15 protein-coding genes are annotated in these 14,661 nt (G+C 69.2%); all 15 read right to left on the reverse strand.

All coding sequences use genetic code 11. The annotated features are described in order from the left end of the window. Nucleotides 1-26: 26 nt before the first annotated feature. The 15 genes from VER16_RS07335 to VER16_RS07405 are packed head-to-tail and all read right to left on the reverse strand — an operon-like array spanning nucleotide 27 to nucleotide 14,654. Entirely contained in the window at nucleotides 27-1,265 is a 1,239-nt protein-coding gene (locus VER16_RS07335; protein WP_324806747.1) for a beta-ketoacyl-ACP synthase, read from the reverse strand. Beyond that, on the reverse strand, nucleotides 1,265-1,996 hold the full coding sequence (locus VER16_RS07340; protein WP_324806749.1) for a 3-ketoacyl-ACP reductase FabG2: 732 nt from the start codon (nucleotides 1,994-1,996) through the stop codon (nucleotides 1,265-1,267). Before VER16_RS07340 ends, VER16_RS07335 begins: the two co-directional genes overlap by 1 nt. Continuing rightward, nucleotides 1,993-2,451 carry a hotdog family protein gene (locus VER16_RS07345; RefSeq protein WP_324806751.1) on the reverse strand — a complete coding sequence of 153 codons (459 nt, stop codon included), beginning with the start codon at nucleotides 2,449-2,451 and terminating at the stop codon, nucleotides 1,993-1,995. Before VER16_RS07345 ends, VER16_RS07340 begins: the two co-directional genes overlap by 4 nt. After that, nucleotides 2,448-3,638: a beta-ketoacyl-ACP synthase gene (locus VER16_RS07350; RefSeq protein WP_324806753.1), complete on the reverse strand. Its 1,191-nt coding sequence runs from the start codon at nucleotides 3,636-3,638 to the stop codon at nucleotides 2,448-2,450. The genes VER16_RS07345 and VER16_RS07350 overlap by 4 nt, the downstream gene beginning before the upstream one ends. Continuing rightward, nucleotides 3,635-4,192, reverse strand: coding sequence for a DUF3261 domain-containing protein (locus VER16_RS07355; protein WP_324806755.1), 558 nt, complete (start codon nucleotides 4,190-4,192; stop codon nucleotides 3,635-3,637). The genes VER16_RS07350 and VER16_RS07355 overlap by 4 nt, the downstream gene beginning before the upstream one ends. After that, a complete protein-coding gene (locus VER16_RS07360; RefSeq protein ID WP_324806757.1) occupies nucleotides 4,180-5,448 on the reverse strand; it encodes an NAD(P)/FAD-dependent oxidoreductase in 1,269 nt (422 codons plus the stop codon). Before VER16_RS07360 ends, VER16_RS07355 begins: the two co-directional genes overlap by 13 nt. A gap of 56 nt (nucleotides 5,449-5,504) precedes the next feature. Continuing rightward, complete coding sequence (locus VER16_RS07365) at nucleotides 5,505-7,859, reverse strand: MMPL family transporter (protein ID WP_324806758.1); 2,355 nt, start codon at nucleotides 7,857-7,859, stop codon at nucleotides 5,505-5,507. 1 nt (nucleotide 7,860) lies between these two features. Continuing rightward, the gene (locus VER16_RS07370) at nucleotides 7,861-8,490 is read right to left on the reverse strand and encodes an outer membrane lipoprotein carrier protein LolA (protein ID WP_324806760.1); all 630 of its coding nucleotides are present in this window, start codon (nucleotides 8,488-8,490) and stop codon (nucleotides 7,861-7,863) included. Beyond that, nucleotides 8,487-8,918, reverse strand: coding sequence for an acyl-CoA thioesterase (locus tag VER16_RS07375; protein ID WP_324806762.1), 432 nt, complete (start codon nucleotides 8,916-8,918; stop codon nucleotides 8,487-8,489). The genes VER16_RS07370 and VER16_RS07375 overlap by 4 nt, the downstream gene beginning before the upstream one ends. Next, nucleotides 8,905-10,455, reverse strand: a complete 1,551-nt coding sequence (locus VER16_RS07380) for an aromatic amino acid ammonia-lyase (RefSeq protein WP_324806764.1) — start codon at nucleotides 10,453-10,455, stop codon at nucleotides 8,905-8,907. The genes VER16_RS07375 and VER16_RS07380 overlap by 14 nt, the downstream gene beginning before the upstream one ends. Beyond that, the gene (locus VER16_RS07385; protein WP_324806765.1) at nucleotides 10,445-11,386 is read right to left on the reverse strand and encodes an acyltransferase; all 942 of its coding nucleotides are present in this window, start codon (nucleotides 11,384-11,386) and stop codon (nucleotides 10,445-10,447) included. Before VER16_RS07385 ends, VER16_RS07380 begins: the two co-directional genes overlap by 11 nt. Nucleotide 11,387: 1 nt before the next feature. Next, nucleotides 11,388-12,158 (reverse strand): glycosyltransferase family 2 protein, encoded by a 771-nt coding sequence (locus VER16_RS07390; protein WP_324806766.1) that lies wholly within the window; start codon nucleotides 12,156-12,158, stop codon nucleotides 11,388-11,390. Continuing rightward, nucleotides 12,148-13,830, reverse strand: a complete 1,683-nt coding sequence (locus VER16_RS07395; protein WP_324806768.1) for an AMP-binding protein — start codon at nucleotides 13,828-13,830, stop codon at nucleotides 12,148-12,150. Before VER16_RS07395 ends, VER16_RS07390 begins: the two co-directional genes overlap by 11 nt. Further along, entirely contained in the window at nucleotides 13,823-14,374 is a 552-nt protein-coding gene (locus tag VER16_RS07400; RefSeq protein WP_324806770.1) for a hypothetical protein, read from the reverse strand. Before VER16_RS07400 ends, VER16_RS07395 begins: the two co-directional genes overlap by 8 nt. Before the next feature lie 22 nt (nucleotides 14,375-14,396). Then, on the reverse strand, nucleotides 14,397-14,654 hold the full coding sequence (locus VER16_RS07405) for an acyl carrier protein (protein WP_025878014.1): 258 nt from the start codon (nucleotides 14,652-14,654) through the stop codon (nucleotides 14,397-14,399). Nucleotides 14,655-14,661 lie beyond the last annotated feature (7 nt).

The following is a 14,661-nucleotide window of genomic DNA, read 5'->3' on the forward strand; positions in this document are numbered from 1 at the left end:
GGTGGAACGTGGTGTGGGGCGGTGGATCATTCGCTCCAGCGGCGGAACACCAGCGAGGTGTTGATGCCACCGAAGGCGAAATTGTTGCTCATCACATACTCGGCCTGCAGTTCGCGGCCCTGTCCGGTGATGAAGTCGAGCTGGCCGCAGCGTGGGTCGATCTCGCCCAGGTTGAGGGTCGGGGCGAACCAGCCGGCGCGCATCATCTCGATGCTCATCCAGGCTTCGAACGCGCCGCAGGCACCGAGCATGTGGCCGACGTAGCTCTTCAGCGAACTGATCGGCATGCGGTTGCCGAAGACCTGGGCGGTGGCCTGGGTTTCGGCGATGTCACCGTGGTCGGTGGCGGTGCCGTGGGCGTTCACGTAATCGATCTGCGAGGGCTGCAGGCCGGCATCCTCCAGCGCCAGGCGCATGGCCTGGGCCATGGTGTCGGCGCTGGGCTGGGTGACGTGCTGGCCGTCGCTGTTGGTGCCGTAGCCGACGATCTCGGCGAGGATGGTCGCGCCGCGTGCCTGCGCGTGCTCCAGGTCTTCCAGGATCAGCGTGCAGGCGCCCTCGCCCAGCACCAGGCCATCGCGGCCGGCATCGAACGGGCGCGGCGTGGTCTGCGGCGCGTCGTTGCGCGTGCTGGTGGCGAACAGGGTGTCGAACACCGCCGCGGCGGTGGCGTCGAGCTGTTCGGCACCGCCGGCCACCATCACCGTCTGCTTGCCACTGCGGATGGCTTCATAGCCGGCGCCCACGCCCTGGCTGCCCGAGGTGCAGGCGCTGGACGTGGTGTAGACGCGCCCGGACAGACCGAAGAACACGCCGATGTTGACCGGCGCGGTGTGGCTCATCATCTTCAGGTAGGTGGTGGCGCTGATGCCGTCGGTGGTGAATTCGTGCAGCATGCGGCCGAATTCGCCGGTGGCTTCATGGCTGCCCGAGGACGAGCCATAGGCCACGCCGGCGCGGCCGCTGCGCAGCACCGGGTGTTCGAACAGGCCCGCTTCGCGCAGCGCCACTTCGGTGGCGCGCACCGACATGATGGCGACCTTGCCCATCGAACGGGTGGTCTTGCGGTTGTAGTTCGGTGGCAGGTCGTAGTCCTGCGCGGGTGCGGCCAGCTTGGTGTTCAGGCCAGCATAGACATCCCATTCGGGCATCGCGCGCACGGCATTGCGGCAGCTGCGCAGGTGCGCTTCGATGGTCGGCCAGTCGTGGCCGAGCGGACTGATGGCGGCGGCACCGGTGACCACCACGCGACGATCGGCGGCCATCAGACCATGCCTCCGTTCACCGAGATCACCTGGCGGGTGATGTAGCCGGCCGGTTCGGACAGCAGGAAGGCGACCGTGGCGGCCACTTCCTCCGGTCGGCCGACGCGGCCGGCGGGGATCAGCTTCAGCGCATGGTCGATCACTTCTTCGTTGAGCATGTCGGTCTCGATCAGGCCGGGGGCCACGCAGTTGACGGTGATCTGGCGGCTGGCAAGTTCCAGCGCCAATGCCTTGGTGGCACCGATGATGCCGGCCTTGGCGGCACTGTAATTGACCTGGCCACGGTTGCCGGCCACGCCGGACACCGAGGACAGGGTGACGATGCGGCCCGGCTTGCGCCGCCGCACCATCGGCATGATGAGCGGGTGCAGCACGTTGTAGAAGCCATCCAGATTGGTGTGGATGACCTGGTCCCAGTCGTCTTCAGACAGTGCCGGGAAGGCGCCATCGCGGGCGATGCCGGCGTTGCAGACCACGCCGTAATACGCGCCGTGCGCTTCCACGTCCGCTTCCAGCGCGGCACGCGCGGCCACCCGGTCGGCCACGTCGAAGGCCAGCACGCGGGCCTGCTGGCCCAGTGCCTGGATCTCGGCCGCCACGGCCTGCGCTTCGTCCACGCGGCTGCGGCAATGCACCACCACGTCGAAGCCATCACGCGCGATGCGCTGCGCGATGGCCCGGCCGATACCCCGGCTGGCGCCGGTTACCAGCACGCTTCGATTCCCTGTCATGCCTGTCCACTCTCCAGATAGGCCATCGAGTCGGCCGGTTCGAACACCGACACGTTGGCGACTGCCCATTCTTCATCGCCTGCCAGGATCCGGCAGGCGAACATCCCCAGCCCATTGTCGCCCAACAGCTCGCAGCGCGCGTGTACGCGCAGCACACTGCCGCTGGGGAAGCGGCTGCGCGGGCTGGTGTAGCGCCGGCTGCCAAGCAGGAAGCCCAGCTGCGGCGGGTTGCCGGCCACGCGGGCGCGGCAGCCGGCCCAGGCCGCGATGGCCTGCGCCATGTACTCGATGCCGACCCAGGCCGGCACGCCGCCGTCCTCGATGAACAGCCCCGCAGCAGGCACCACCAGCTCGGCTTCGATGGTGTCCTGGTCCCAGCGCACGATGCGGTCCAGCAGGCACATGTCCTGGCGGTGCGGCACCACGTCTTCGATCGCGAACAGGGGCAGGCTCATGCAGCCACCCCCTGCAGTGCCAGCACGGCGTTGCTGCCGCCGAAGGCGAACGAATTGCTCAGTACGCGCTGCGGGGCATGCCCCAGGCGCGTGCCCGGGGCGACCAGCGGCAGTACCGGCAGGGCCGGGTCCGGGCTGCCATCCCACCAGTGTGGCGGCAGCTGGTTGCCGGGATTTTCGGCCAGCAGGATCCAGCACACGGCCGCCTCGATCGCACCGGACGCGCCCAGCGTGTGGCCGGTGAGGGGCTTGGTCGAGCTGGCCGGCACCGTAGTGCCCAGCACCTGGGCCACGGCCACGCTTTCCATCGCATCGTTGTGGCCGGTGGCGGTGCCGTGCAGGTTCACGTAATCCACGTCGCCTGCATCCCAGCCGGCACGCTGCAGCGCCTGCTGCAGGGCGTCGATCGCGCCCAGGCCCTTCGGGTCGGGCGCGGACATGTGGTGGGCATCGGCCGATTCGCCCCAGCCGGCCAGCTGCACCGGGCCGGTGTCGCGGGTCAGCAGGAACAGCGCGGCACCTTCACCGATGTTGATGCCGCAGCGATGCTGCGAGAACGGATTGCAGCGCAGCGCGGATACCGACTCGAGCGCGCTGAAGCCAGCCACGGTGAAGCGGCACAGCGAATCGGCGCCACCGGCGATGACCGCATCGACGATGCCGGCACGCAGCAGCCGCGCGGCCGACATCAGCGCCTTGGCACTGGAGGAACAGGCCGTGGACAGGGTCCAGGCCGGGCCCAGCGCGCCGCTGCGCTCACGCACGAACTGCGCGGCGGTGCCCATTTCCTGCTGTGCGTAGTCGAAGCCCTGCGGCCACTGCCCGGTCTCGGCGCGGGTGCGCAGGGCCTGTTCGGATTCACCGATGCCCGAGGTGCTGGTGCCCAGCACCACCGCCACGCGCGGCGCGCCGTAGCGGGCAATGGCCGCCTGCACCGACGGCGCGATCTGCGCCAGGGCGGCATCCAGCAGCGCGTTGTTGCGGCCACGCAGGGCCACCGGCAGGTCGTCCAGCGCCGGCAGCGGCGTGCGTACCTCGCCCAGCGCCAGGGTCTGGCCCGGCAGCAGGGTGTCATTGTCGCTGAGCCCACCCGGTGCATCGGCAAACAGCGCGGCAGCCACAGCCGCACGGCCTTCGCCGAGCGCGCAGACCACGCCCAGGTCGTTCAGGTAAATCGCTGCGGTCATCTATCCTGCCCGGCCATGTCGATCGATTCGATGCGCAGGGCGTAGCCCTCGGCGCGGTTGTCCAGCTGCACGCTGCCATCGTCCAGGCGCTGCAGCTGCAGCCACACCTGGCCATCGCGCGAGAGGCTGCGCAGGTGGCCGTCATCGGCCACCTGCCAGCCCGCCGGCAGCGCGGCGGCAATCGCTTCGGTGGGCCACAGCGCGAACTGCAGGTCATCCAGCACGCGTTCGGCACGCACCTGCGGCGGCAGCCAGGGGGCGCGCTGCTGGGTCAGCTGCCGGCCATCCCACTGCAGGCGCACGCCGGTCTGGCCCATCGCCTGCACGGCCAGCTGCACCTGCTGCGCATCGGCTTCCAGCAGTGCGTCCAGATCGCGTTCGTGGCTGCCGAAGCGGAAATGCAGCTGCTGCTGCAGCGCCAGCGGCGCCGGCAGGCTGGCCGGCGACAGCCGCAGCGGCGGCAGTTCAACCAGCGGGCGCGGCATGCGGCTGGCACAGGCGGCCAGCAGCAGGCACAGCAGCACGGCGCTGAAACGGGCGATCAGGCGCTGCACAGTTCCTCCAGTACGCGCATGCGGCGGCCGGTGGGATCGGCCACATACGGGTTGTTGGTGTCCCAGGCGTAACCGGCCAGGATGGAGCAGATCATGTCGCGTACCTGCGGCTGCTGGTCAGGGTGGTAGATGATCTTCTGGAAGCCGCCCTGGTACCAGCTTTCGACGAAGCGGCGGAAGGTCTTCACGCCCGCACGCAGGGGGATGGAGAACTCGGCTTCCCAGTCGACGTTCTCTCCGGCGTAGCGGCGCTTCAGGCATTCGCTGGCCAGCTGCGCCGACTTGAAGGCGATGGTCACACCGGAGGAAAACACAGGGTCGAGGAATTCACCGGCGTTGCCCAGCAGCGCATAGCCCGGGCCCCACAGCGAGCTGACATTGGCCGAATAGCCGGTGATGCGGCGCACCGGCAGCACCGCCCATTCGGCATTGGCCAGCAGCCTGGTCAGGTTCGGGTCTTCGCCGACGATGGCCTGCAGCTTCTGCAGATCGTCGCCCTCGTAGCGTTCGAAGAACGACGGTTCGGCCACTACGCCCAGCGAGCAGCAGCCGTTGGAGAACGGAATCGTCCAGTACCAGACGTCGATGTGCTCGGGGTGGGTGGTGATGAGGATCTTGTTGCGGTCGAAGTCCGCTTCGGCCGGGATGTTGTCGCGCACGTGGCAGAAGATCGCGCCGCGCACCGGGAAGTTGGACGGCGATTCCAGGTCCAGCAGGCGCGGCAGCAGGCGCGCGAAGCCCGAGGCATCGAGGATGAAGTCGGCTTCGATGCGGTACTCGCTGCCATCGGGGCGACGCACGTTCACTGCCGGCTGTTCGCCGGCTTCCACCGCCAGCACTTCATCGCCAAAGCGCAGGGTGGTGCCCATGCGCTCGGCGCCGCGGGCCAGCACGTTGTCGAAGTCGGCGCGCTGCACCTGGTAGGTGGTGCCCCAGCCCGGCGAGAACTTGCGGCGGAAATCGAAGGCCGTGCGCGCTTCACCGTGGACGAAGGCCGCGCCGTTCTTGTACTGGAAGCCCGCTTCCACCACGTCCTGCAGCAGGCCGGCGGCCTCGATGTATTCCATGCTCTGCGGCAGCAGGCTTTCGCCGATCGAGAAGCGCGGGAACTGCTGGCGCTCCAGCATCAGCACCTGGCGGCCCTGCTGGCGCAGCATGGCCGCGGCGACCGAACCGGCCGGTCCCGCGCCGATGATCAGGATTTCCGTACGTTCGACGTCGCTCGGTTGGGCGGGTGCATCCACGGCAGTGTTCATCGGTGCGTCCTTGTTGCTCGATCAGGTGGAAAGGAAGGGGGTGCGGTGACACGCGGTCAGGCCGGTGGCAGGTCGTGCGGCGGCGGGCGGAACAGCGGCGAGATCAGCCAGACCAGGCCGATGCCGAACAGCAGAGTGAGACCGAACGCGCGCAGTGCCGGCGTCTGCGACAGGCCCAGCAGGCCGAACGACAGCCAGGTGCTGGCCGCGCCCACGCAGACCGCCAGCCACGCACTGGCATCGCCGCGGTGCTCGATGAGGAAGATGCCGTAGTCGATGCCCATGCCCAGCAGCAGCATCAGCGCCAGCACGTTGAACAGCTGCAGCGGCTGGCCGAACAGGCCGAGCAGGCCCAGGGTGAGCGCACCGGCGATCAGGGTCGGGGCGAACACGCGCCAGGCCTGGCGGCGGTAGCGCAGCCACAGCGCACCGAACACCAGCGCGATGCCGACCAGCAGCAGCCCGCCCATCAGCTTGCGGTAGTGGCCCAGCAGCTTGGAGAAATCGGCGGTGCGGTCGACCCAGCGCACGCCAGGCAGGCCCTCGGCCGCACCCTGCAGGGTGGCCAGCGCATCGGCACGCGAGAGGTCATCGACCATCACCACGCTGACCATCTGCCCACCCACCGCGCCCACCCACAGGTGGCGGAACGGCTGCGAGGCCGGCGAGGCCAGGAAGGCCTCGGCGGTCAGCGGCGAAGCGGCGAAGTCCGGCCGCGGCAACGGCTCGCCCACGGCTTCGGACACCGCCGACAGCACGCCCGGCTCCACCTTCGCGGTCAACGCGGCATCAGCCTGCTGGCGCGCCGGCGACGGCAGCCAGTCGCTGATCGCGCGGTAGCCGCCGATGCGCTTGTCGCTGGCCAGCGCGCGCAGGCGCCCGGTCAGCGCTTCTTCGCGTTCCAGCAGCTGCGCCGCATCGGCGCCCTGCACCAGATAGAACTGGGCCGGGCTGGGCATGCCCAGCAGCTGGCTGAGGCGGATCTGCTCGGCCATCAACGCTGGCGGCGACGACTGCAGGCTGCGCAGATCGTCGTTGCTCTGCAGGCGCGCGATGCCGATGGCCGACAGCGCCAGCGTGGCGACGATGAAGATCGTGACCGGTCGCGTGCCATGCAGGCGCGGGAAGCGGTCCAGGGTGTTGCCCAGCCACTGCGAGAAACGGGTCTGGCGGATCTCGCCACCGTCCAGCCACGGGAACCAGAAGATCACCGTGAGGAAGGCGGCGGCCAGGCCGACCACCGAGAACAGCGCCATCTGCCGCAGGCCCGGGAACGGAGCCAGGCCCAGCGCCAGGTAGGCCAGCGCACTGGTCAGCAGCGCCAGCCACAGGCCCGGCAACAGGTGCCGCAGCAGCTTCCAGCGGCGGTCGGCCGGTTCGGCCTGGCGCGAGGCGAACCAGTGGATGCCGTAATCCTCGGCCACGCCCACCAGCGATGCGCCGAACACCAGGGTCAGCACGTGCACCTTGCCGAACACCAGCACCGTCACCGCCAGGGCCACGCCGCAGCCGATCAGCAGCGAGGCGGCCACCAGCAGAATCGGCCGCAGCGAACGGAACGCGAGCCAGACCAGCAGCAGCACCGCCGCCAGCGAGCCCCAGCCGATCGTGTTGATTTCCTGGTTGGCCTGCACGGCCGCCGCTTCGGCATGCAGCGGCACGCCGGCATGCAGGATTTCCAGCCCGGGGGCGGCGGCCTTGGCTGCCTCGCCAGCGCGCTCCAGCAGGCCGTCGATATGGCGCTCGCCATCGAGCTGGAAGGCCGAGCCCGGCGTATCGAACTGCAGGGCGGCCCAATGCTTGCCCTCGGCTTCGAGCAGGCCATCATCGCCCAGGCGCAGGCCCGAACCCTGGGCCTGCTGCTGCCACCACTGCGGCCACAGCGACAGCGGATCCTGCCGCCAGTCGGTCAACCGCGGTGCGCCCATCGGGCCATACAGTGCGCCCAGCGCCTGTTCGGCCAGCGCACCCGGTTCGGCCTGCTGCAGCTGTTCGCGCTGGGCCGGAGTCAGCAGGCGGTCGCGATACGGTGCGTAGAACGCGCGCGCTTCATCGAACCAGCCTTCGATGGAACCACTGGGCACCAGCAGCGCGCTGTCGGCATCGCTGGCCATGGCCTTGGCGAAGGCGGCCTGCGCGCGCTTGGCAGCGGCGCCATCGGCACTGCCCAGCAGCACCACCACCTGGCGCGAGCTGCCATCGGCAATGCGCCGGGTGACATCACTCAGCAGGCGGTCGTGTGCGTCCTGCGGCAGCAGGGCCAGGATGTCGGTGTCGATCCGTGATTCCTGGCTCCACAGGCGCCACTGCTGCACACCCATCACCAGCAGCACCAGCAGCCAGGCAATGCCCAGCCAGTGCCACCAGCGGTGCAGGCGCTCCGGTCCCTTCCCTGCGGCGTCAGTCGACATATCAGTCAAAACGGCGCGCCTCGTCAGCAGACAGCGCGGCCGGCGCTTCGCTCAGCGCGCTGAACTGGATCTGCGTGCGGTCCTTGTTGGCCTCCACGATCTCCACCTGGCGCACGTAGCGGTCGCCATGCAGGGTCAGCGATTCGAAGGCCTTGGCCAGCATCGCCGACTTCGGGGTCAGCTTCAGCCGCCAGCCCTGTCCTTCGCGGCTGGCCTGCACGTTGAACTGGCTGGACAGCGCCTGCACATCACCACTCATCAGCGCGAACATGATCGCGTTGACCGAGCGCATCGCCGGCTGCTGGCGCGCATCCAGCTCGACGCGGGTGCTGCCATCACGCTGGCGGCTGAGGATGCGGTCGGCGGTGACCACCACTTCGGACGGGAACGGCTTGAGCGTGGTCCAGATGACGCCGTGCTGGCGTGCGACCACGAACTGGCCCTGCGAGCGCAGCGGGTTCTTGAAGCCGCTGACCTGCTTTTCCTGGGTGAACTGGCCACGCAGCACGTCGGGCCGCGCCACCGCCTGGGTGATCGCATCGACGGCGGCATCGGCAGCCTGCACCAGCGGCGCAGCGGTGAGCAGCAGCGCGCACAGCAGCACGCGCGGAATACGGCGGAAAGGATTCACGGGGCAGGCACTCCAAGACGCTGCCACAGCACCGGCGGGCACTGGTACAGCATTTCCTTGCTGGTCGCGTCCACCGCGACCTGGATGGTCATCGCGCGGGTCAGCACCTGGCCGCTTTCCGCATCGAGGATTTCGTATTCGATCTTCAGCCGGTTTTCCCATTCGACGATGCGCGAGACCACGCGCAGCGCCTGCTTGAACAGCAGCGGGCGCACGTACTTCACCCGTGCATCGACCACCGGCCACAGGTAGCCCGATTCGAGCATCTGCGGGTAGTCGTAGTCGTAGCGGCTGAGCAGCGCGCAGCGTGCGATCTCGAAATACTTGAAGTAGTTGCCATGCCAGACCACGTTCATCGGGTCGCAGTCATGGAAGGCCGGGGACAGCGAGATCTCGCCGACCAGTTCAGTTGCCTCATTCACCGACATACAGCTCCCAGCGTTGCGCGCGGATCTCCACCAGCAGTTCCCGCAGTTCGCGATCCAGCGCGCGGTCTTCTTCGACCAGGGCGATGCGCTGCCCCAGGTCGGCGTACATGTCGGCCAGACTGCCATGCAGCTGCGCGTTCAGGCCAACCCGTTCGCGCAGGGCCAGACCCTGGCGGGCTGCGATCAGCATCGCGGCCACCACCTGTTCGGTCAGTTCGATCACGCGCAGGCAGTCGCGCGCGGCGATGGTGCCCATGCTGACCTTGTCCTGGTTATGGCATTCGGTCGACCGCGAGAACACACTGGCCGGCATGGTCTGCTTCAGTGCCTCGGCGGTCCACGCCGACACGCTGATCTGCAGCGCCTTCAGGCCATGGTTGATGGCCGCGCGCGGGCCGGTGGCCGCCGACAGGTTGGCCGGCAGGCCGTGGTTGTAGCGGGCATCGACCACCAGCGCCAGCTGCCGGTCGAGCAGGTCGGCGACGTTGGCCACGGTGTTCTTCAGCGTGTCCATCGCCAGTGCGATGTGGCCGCCGTAGAAGTGGCCGCCATGCAGGATGCGCTCGCCATCGGCATCGATCAGCGGATTGTCGTTGGCGCTGTTCAGTTCGGTTTCGATCAGCTGGCGCAGGAACGGCAGGCTGTCTTCCAGCACGCCGATCACGTGCGGTGCGCAGCGCAGCGAGTAGCGGTCCTGCAGGCGCTGTTCGTTGCGCGGCGGGCGCTCGCTGTGCAGGTCGCTGCGCAGGCGCGCGGCGATGCGGCCCTGGCCGGGGTGCGGCTTGGCGGCGAACAGGGTCTCGTCGAAGTGATGCGCGTTGCCGTCGCTGGACAGTACGTTGAACGCGGTCAGGCGGGTGGCCATGCGGGCCAGGTAATCGGCACGCTGCCAGGCCAGGCAGGCCAGGCCGGTCATCACCGCGGTGCCGTTCATGATCGCCAGGCCTTCCTTCGGCCGCAGCTTCAGCGGGACCATGCCGATCTTCGCCAGCACCGGGCCGGCCGCCTGCACCTGGCCTTCGAACAGCACCTCGCGTTCGCCACACAACACAGCGGCCACGTAGGACAGCGGGGTCAGGTCACCACTGGCACCGACCGAGCCTTCGGCCGGAATCAGCGGCAGCACATCGTGCTGCAGCAGGGTGGCCAGGCCTTCCAGCAGCTGCACGCTGACACCGGACATGCCTCGCACCAGCGAAGCCAGGCGCGCGGCCAGCACGGCGCGGGTCTCGGCCGGATCGAGGTAACGGCCCAGGCCGCAACCATGGTAGGTGTAGAGGTGGTGCGGCAGCTCCGCCACCAGCGCCGGCGGGATGTTCACCGTGCACGAATCGCCGTAGCCGGTGGTCACGCCATAGATCACGCCGTCGTCGCGCAGCAGGCGGTCGAGGAAATCGGCACCGCGCTGGATGTGCGCGCGGAAGGCCGGCGCTTCGCTCAGCGCGGCATCACACTGGCGCTGGGCCAGGGCAACCACGTCTTCGATGGTCAGCGGTGCATCGCCGAAACGGCACACGGGTACGGCGTCAGTCGTCATGAGGAGCCTGGTCCCAGAAGGGGAAGAAATTGAACCAGTCCAACGGGGACTGGATGACCTGGAGTTCCAGCCAGCGCGCGAAGCGCTGCGCCTGTTCGGCCAGTGCGGCGTCACGCGAGCCGCGCGGCAGCACCACGCGGTCGGCAAAGTGTTCGAAGGCCACGCGGTAGCCATCGCCTTCGTGCAGGCAGGACATCGTGTAGACCGGGCAGGCCAGCGCAGAGGCCAGCACATAGGCGCCGATCGGGAACGGCGCGCGGTGGCCGAGGAAATCGGCCATCACACTGCGCCCGCCCTGCACCGGCACGCGGTCGCCGACGATGGCCACGAAACCACCGGAGGCGACCTTCTCGGCCAGCATCACCGCGGTGGCCGGGCCCATTTCGGTCACCTGCACCAGTTCCACCGCGGCCAGCGGGTCCAGGCGCTGCAGCAGGCGATTGAAGCGCTGCGCGTGCGCGGTGTGCACCAGCACGGTGATGCGGAATCCGGGCACCTGCTCGGCCAGCACCTGGCACAGTTCCAGGCAGCCGATGTGCGCGGTGAGAATCAGCCCGCCTTCGCGGCGCGCGATTTTTCCCAGCACCAGATCGCGCTGCAGGTGGATGCGCTCGGGCGGGTAACGGCCGCCGAGGCCGAGGATCTTGTCCAGCATCGTGTCGGCGAAGCTGAAGAAATGGCGCAGGCTGTCGCGCCAGCCCGGCGCATGGCCGAGCGCGCCGGTATGCGCCTGCAGCCGCTGCAGGTACTGCAGCGAGGCGCGGCGGCCGACCCGGTTGCCCAGCCAGTGGCAGACCACCACCGGCCACACGCACAGGCGGAACGGCCAGCGCCCGAACCAGCGGTGCACCCAGCACAGGAACAGCACGCCGGCCACCGAGGTAGATTCGCCGATGTCGGCCCAGTGCGGTGCCTCGTGCGCGCGGCGCATCTCAGCCCTGCCCCTGCAGGCGGCGCCACAGCAGGCGCGGCGCGCGCGGCAGCATGCCGAAGAACAGGCGGGTGTGCATGCGGCTGATGCGCACGTTGTCGCGCCACACATCGAAGTGCGAAACACCGTCGGCCGGGTAGGTCACGCGGGTGGCCAGATGTTCCACCGGCACCTGCCGCCAGTACAGGCGCACCATCACTTCGGTATCGAAATCCATGCGCCGGCCGATGGTTTCCTCGCCGATCAGGCGCAGCACCGGCGGCAGCGGGTAGACCCGGAAACCGCACATGGTGTCGCGCAGGTGCAGCGACAGCGTGTTGATCCAGACCCAGATGTGGGTGGCATAGCGGCCGTACAGGCGCGCCTTGGGCACGCTGGCATCGTAGGCGGGAATGCCGCAGATCACCGCGTCCGGCCGTGCCTGCGCGGCGGCGATGAAGCGCGGCAGGTCGCTGGTGTCGTGCTGGCCGTCGGCATCGATCTGCAGCACATGGCTGTGGCCACGGTGCGCGGCCTCGGCAAAACCGGCCAACATCGCCCCGCCCTTGCCCTGGTTCACGTCCAGCCGCAGCAGGTCGACGCCGTCGCGTCGTGCCAGCGACTGCAGCACCGCGGCGCAGGACGCGCGCGAGCCATCGTCGACCAGCAGGCACGGCAGGCCGGCGGCCTGTACGCCGTCAACCACCGCGCCGATGGCATGTTCGTGGTCGTACACGGGAATGACTACCAGCGGCGCGAAGGCGCCGTTGGGGGCCGCCGGGTCACTGCGCATCGGTCAGCACCACCTTGCCACTGGCATGCGTGCCATGCAGGGAGGTGTAGCGGAACGTCAGCACGCCGCGCTCGGCGTCCCAGTCCAGCTGCAGGGTCAGTTCGTCGCCCGGGCGGGCCACGCGCTGGAACTTCACCGCATCCATCCGCACGAAACCCTGCGGCAGCGCGAACGCCTGGCGGGCAAAGCGCACTGCCCAGTCCAGCTGGGCCACGCCGGGCAGGATCGCCGCCTGCGGGAAATGGCCCTGGAACGCGCGCAGCGATGCATCCAGGGTCATGCGCAGGATCGCGGCCGCGGCCGTGCGCTGGTCCCACTGCGGCACCGGCATCAGTGGCTGGAACAGCGCGGCCAGTGCGGACTGGGTGACCTTGCCCTGCGCATTGATCGGCAGGGCCTCGACCAGCCGCCAGCGGCGCGGGCGGGTGACCGCATCGTGGCCCTGCGCCAAGCGCGCGCCCAGGCGCTGGCCGAAGGCGCGGCGCGCGGCATCACCGGCCGCCACCTGCGCAGGGTCGGCCGGCACCACCACTGCGGCCAGCTGCTCGCGCTGGCCGGATAGCACCAGCACGCGCGCATCTTCCACTTCCGGGTCGTCGCGCAGCGCACGTTCCAGCGCGTCCAGCGACACCCGGCGCTCTTCGATCTTGACGATGCGATCGGCGCGGCCGAGCAGGCGGAAGCGGCCATCGGCCAGCGCTTCCACGCGGTCCTGGGTGCGCCACCAGTCGGCGCTGTCCAGATGCGCCGACGCAACGGCCAGGCAGCCGTCCTCGATGCGCCACTGCACACCCGGCAGCGGCTGCCACGGCGGCATGTCGGTCTGCCAGCGGCGCCAGGCGATGCCGCCGGTCTCGCTGCTGCCGTACACCTCGGTGGGGGCCACGCCCAGCCACTGCCGCACCTGTCGGGCGGCCTCTTCCGGCAGCGGACCGCCGGAGGAAAACACCGCTCGCAGGCGGCCGTGCAGGCCGGCCCAGTCGAGCTGTTCGGGCAGGCGCTTGAGGTGCGCCGGGGTTGCCACCAGCACGCTGTCAGCGGCAGCCAGCGTACCCACCAGGTCTTCATGGAAGAAGCGCCGCGGCTGGATCTGGCGGCCCGCCGCCAGCGGCCACAGCACGCGGAACAGCAGGCCGTAGATGTGCTGGTGCGAGACCGTGCCATGCACCTGCACGCCATCGAGCTGTGCGCCGAAGGCGGCCTGCAGCGCATCCACTTCGCGCGCCAGCTGGTCCATGCGCTTGTTGATCGCGCTGGGCTGGCCGGTGCTGCCGGAGGTGAACACACACAGTTCGCAGGCGCGCTCGTCGAGTGCCTCGAGCACACCGTTGCCTGCCACGACGGGCGCCAGCGGGCGGTAGTCAGCCGATACATCGCCGGCAAAACCACTGACCTGCGGCTGCAGCGCCTGCAGGGTGGCCGGAAGATTGTCGGCGGCCAGAAAGACGCGCTTGCCGGCGTGCCAGGCGCCGAACAGGGCGGCGGCGAAGGCAATCGCATCGTCGAAGTACAGGGCCCAGTCGCGGCCTTCGGCGGCGGCGAATGCCTCACGCCAGGCCAGCGCACGCAGGCGGAAGGCGCTGTGGTCCAGGGCGACGCCTTCGCACAGGCCGATATCACGACCCGGCTGCGCGTAGACCAGCAGCCGGTCCAGGGCGATCCAGTCAGCCATGGGCATGGGCCGCCTTGACCCGCCGCCGCACCAGCCACTCACCTGCGAACAACACTCCCATCATCACGTACGCCAACATTCCGTTGTAGAGCATCCAGACCCGGTCCGACGCGTACAGCGCGGTGAACAGGGCCAGGCCACCGTTGAGAACAAAAAAGCCACACCACACCTGGGTGACGCGGCGGGTATAGGCTACCGCGAAGTCCGGCAGGTCCGGCTCCTGCAGGCGCGCCAGGCGCTCCACCAGCGGCGGGCCGAAGCGCAGGCTGGTGGCGAACACCACCAGCATCACCACGTTCACCAGCGCCGGGTACAGCTTCAGCGGCAGGGCCTGGTTGAGCACGGTGGCCAGCCCGGCCAGCAGGCCGGCGCCAGCAGCGGCGGCCCACCACAACGGCTGCCGGGTGCTCAGCGCACGCAGCACGGCCAGGCCGAACAGCAGCAGCGACAGCCAGCGCGGCTCGAAGCGGCCCATGGCCACGTACACCAGCACCGGATAGGCGAGCGAAAGCGCTGCCACCACGACCATGCGTGCCCGTGCCATGGTCGCGATACCCGGCCTGCGGTCAGGCGGCAGCCTGGCCCGGCAGCAGACCGTGCACGACATCGACGATGTCCTGCACGGTGCGCACGGCCTTGAAGGCTTCCGGCTGCAGGTTGCGGCCCAGCAGCGGCTTGAGCTGCACGATCAGGTCGACGGCATCGATGCTGTCGATGTCCAGATCGTCATACAGGCGCGATTCCGGGCTGATCCGGGCAGGTTCGATCTCGAAGCTGTCGGTCAGGATGCGGACGATGCGCTCGAAGAGTTCATTCTTGGTCATGGCAGTT

This window comes from Stenotrophomonas sp., assembly GCF_035634915.1.
Lineage (GTDB): Bacteria > Pseudomonadota > Gammaproteobacteria > Xanthomonadales > Xanthomonadaceae > Stenotrophomonas.

What these genes read in the sequence shown, in the direction of transcription:
- VER16_RS07360 (WP_324806757.1), bottom strand. Translation starts at nt 5,448, where the DNA reads ATGAACACTGCCGTGGATGCACCCGCCCAACCGAGCGACGTCGAACGT.
- VER16_RS07395 (WP_324806768.1), bottom strand. Translation starts at nt 13,830, where the DNA reads ATGGCTGACTGGATCGCCCTGGACCGGCTGCTGGTCTACGCGCAGCCG.
- VER16_RS07390 (WP_324806766.1), bottom strand. Translation starts at nt 12,158, where the DNA reads ATGCGCAGTGACCCGGCGGCCCCCAACGGCGCCTTCGCGCCGCTGGTA.
- VER16_RS07365 (WP_324806758.1), bottom strand. Translation starts at nt 7,859, where the DNA reads ATGTCGACTGACGCCGCAGGGAAGGGACCGGAGCGCCTGCACCGCTGG.
- VER16_RS07405 (WP_025878014.1), bottom strand. Translation starts at nt 14,654, where the DNA reads ATGACCAAGAATGAACTCTTCGAGCGCATCGTCCGCATCCTGACCGAC.
- VER16_RS07400 (WP_324806770.1), bottom strand. Translation starts at nt 14,374, where the DNA reads ATGGCACGGGCACGCATGGTCGTGGTGGCAGCGCTTTCGCTCGCCTAT.
- VER16_RS07380 (WP_324806764.1), bottom strand. Translation starts at nt 10,455, where the DNA reads ATGACGACTGACGCCGTACCCGTGTGCCGTTTCGGCGATGCACCGCTG.
- VER16_RS07335 (WP_324806747.1), bottom strand. Translation starts at nt 1,265, where the DNA reads ATGGCCGCCGATCGTCGCGTGGTGGTCACCGGTGCCGCCGCCATCAGT.
- VER16_RS07340 (WP_324806749.1), bottom strand. Translation starts at nt 1,996, where the DNA reads ATGACAGGGAATCGAAGCGTGCTGGTAACCGGCGCCAGCCGGGGTATC.
- VER16_RS07385 (WP_324806765.1), bottom strand. Translation starts at nt 11,386, where the DNA reads ATGCGCCGCGCGCACGAGGCACCGCACTGGGCCGACATCGGCGAATCT.
- VER16_RS07345 (WP_324806751.1), bottom strand. Translation starts at nt 2,451, where the DNA reads ATGAGCCTGCCCCTGTTCGCGATCGAAGACGTGGTGCCGCACCGCCAG.
- VER16_RS07375 (WP_324806762.1), bottom strand. Translation starts at nt 8,918, where the DNA reads ATGTCGGTGAATGAGGCAACTGAACTGGTCGGCGAGATCTCGCTGTCC.
- VER16_RS07350 (WP_324806753.1), bottom strand. Translation starts at nt 3,638, where the DNA reads ATGACCGCAGCGATTTACCTGAACGACCTGGGCGTGGTCTGCGCGCTC.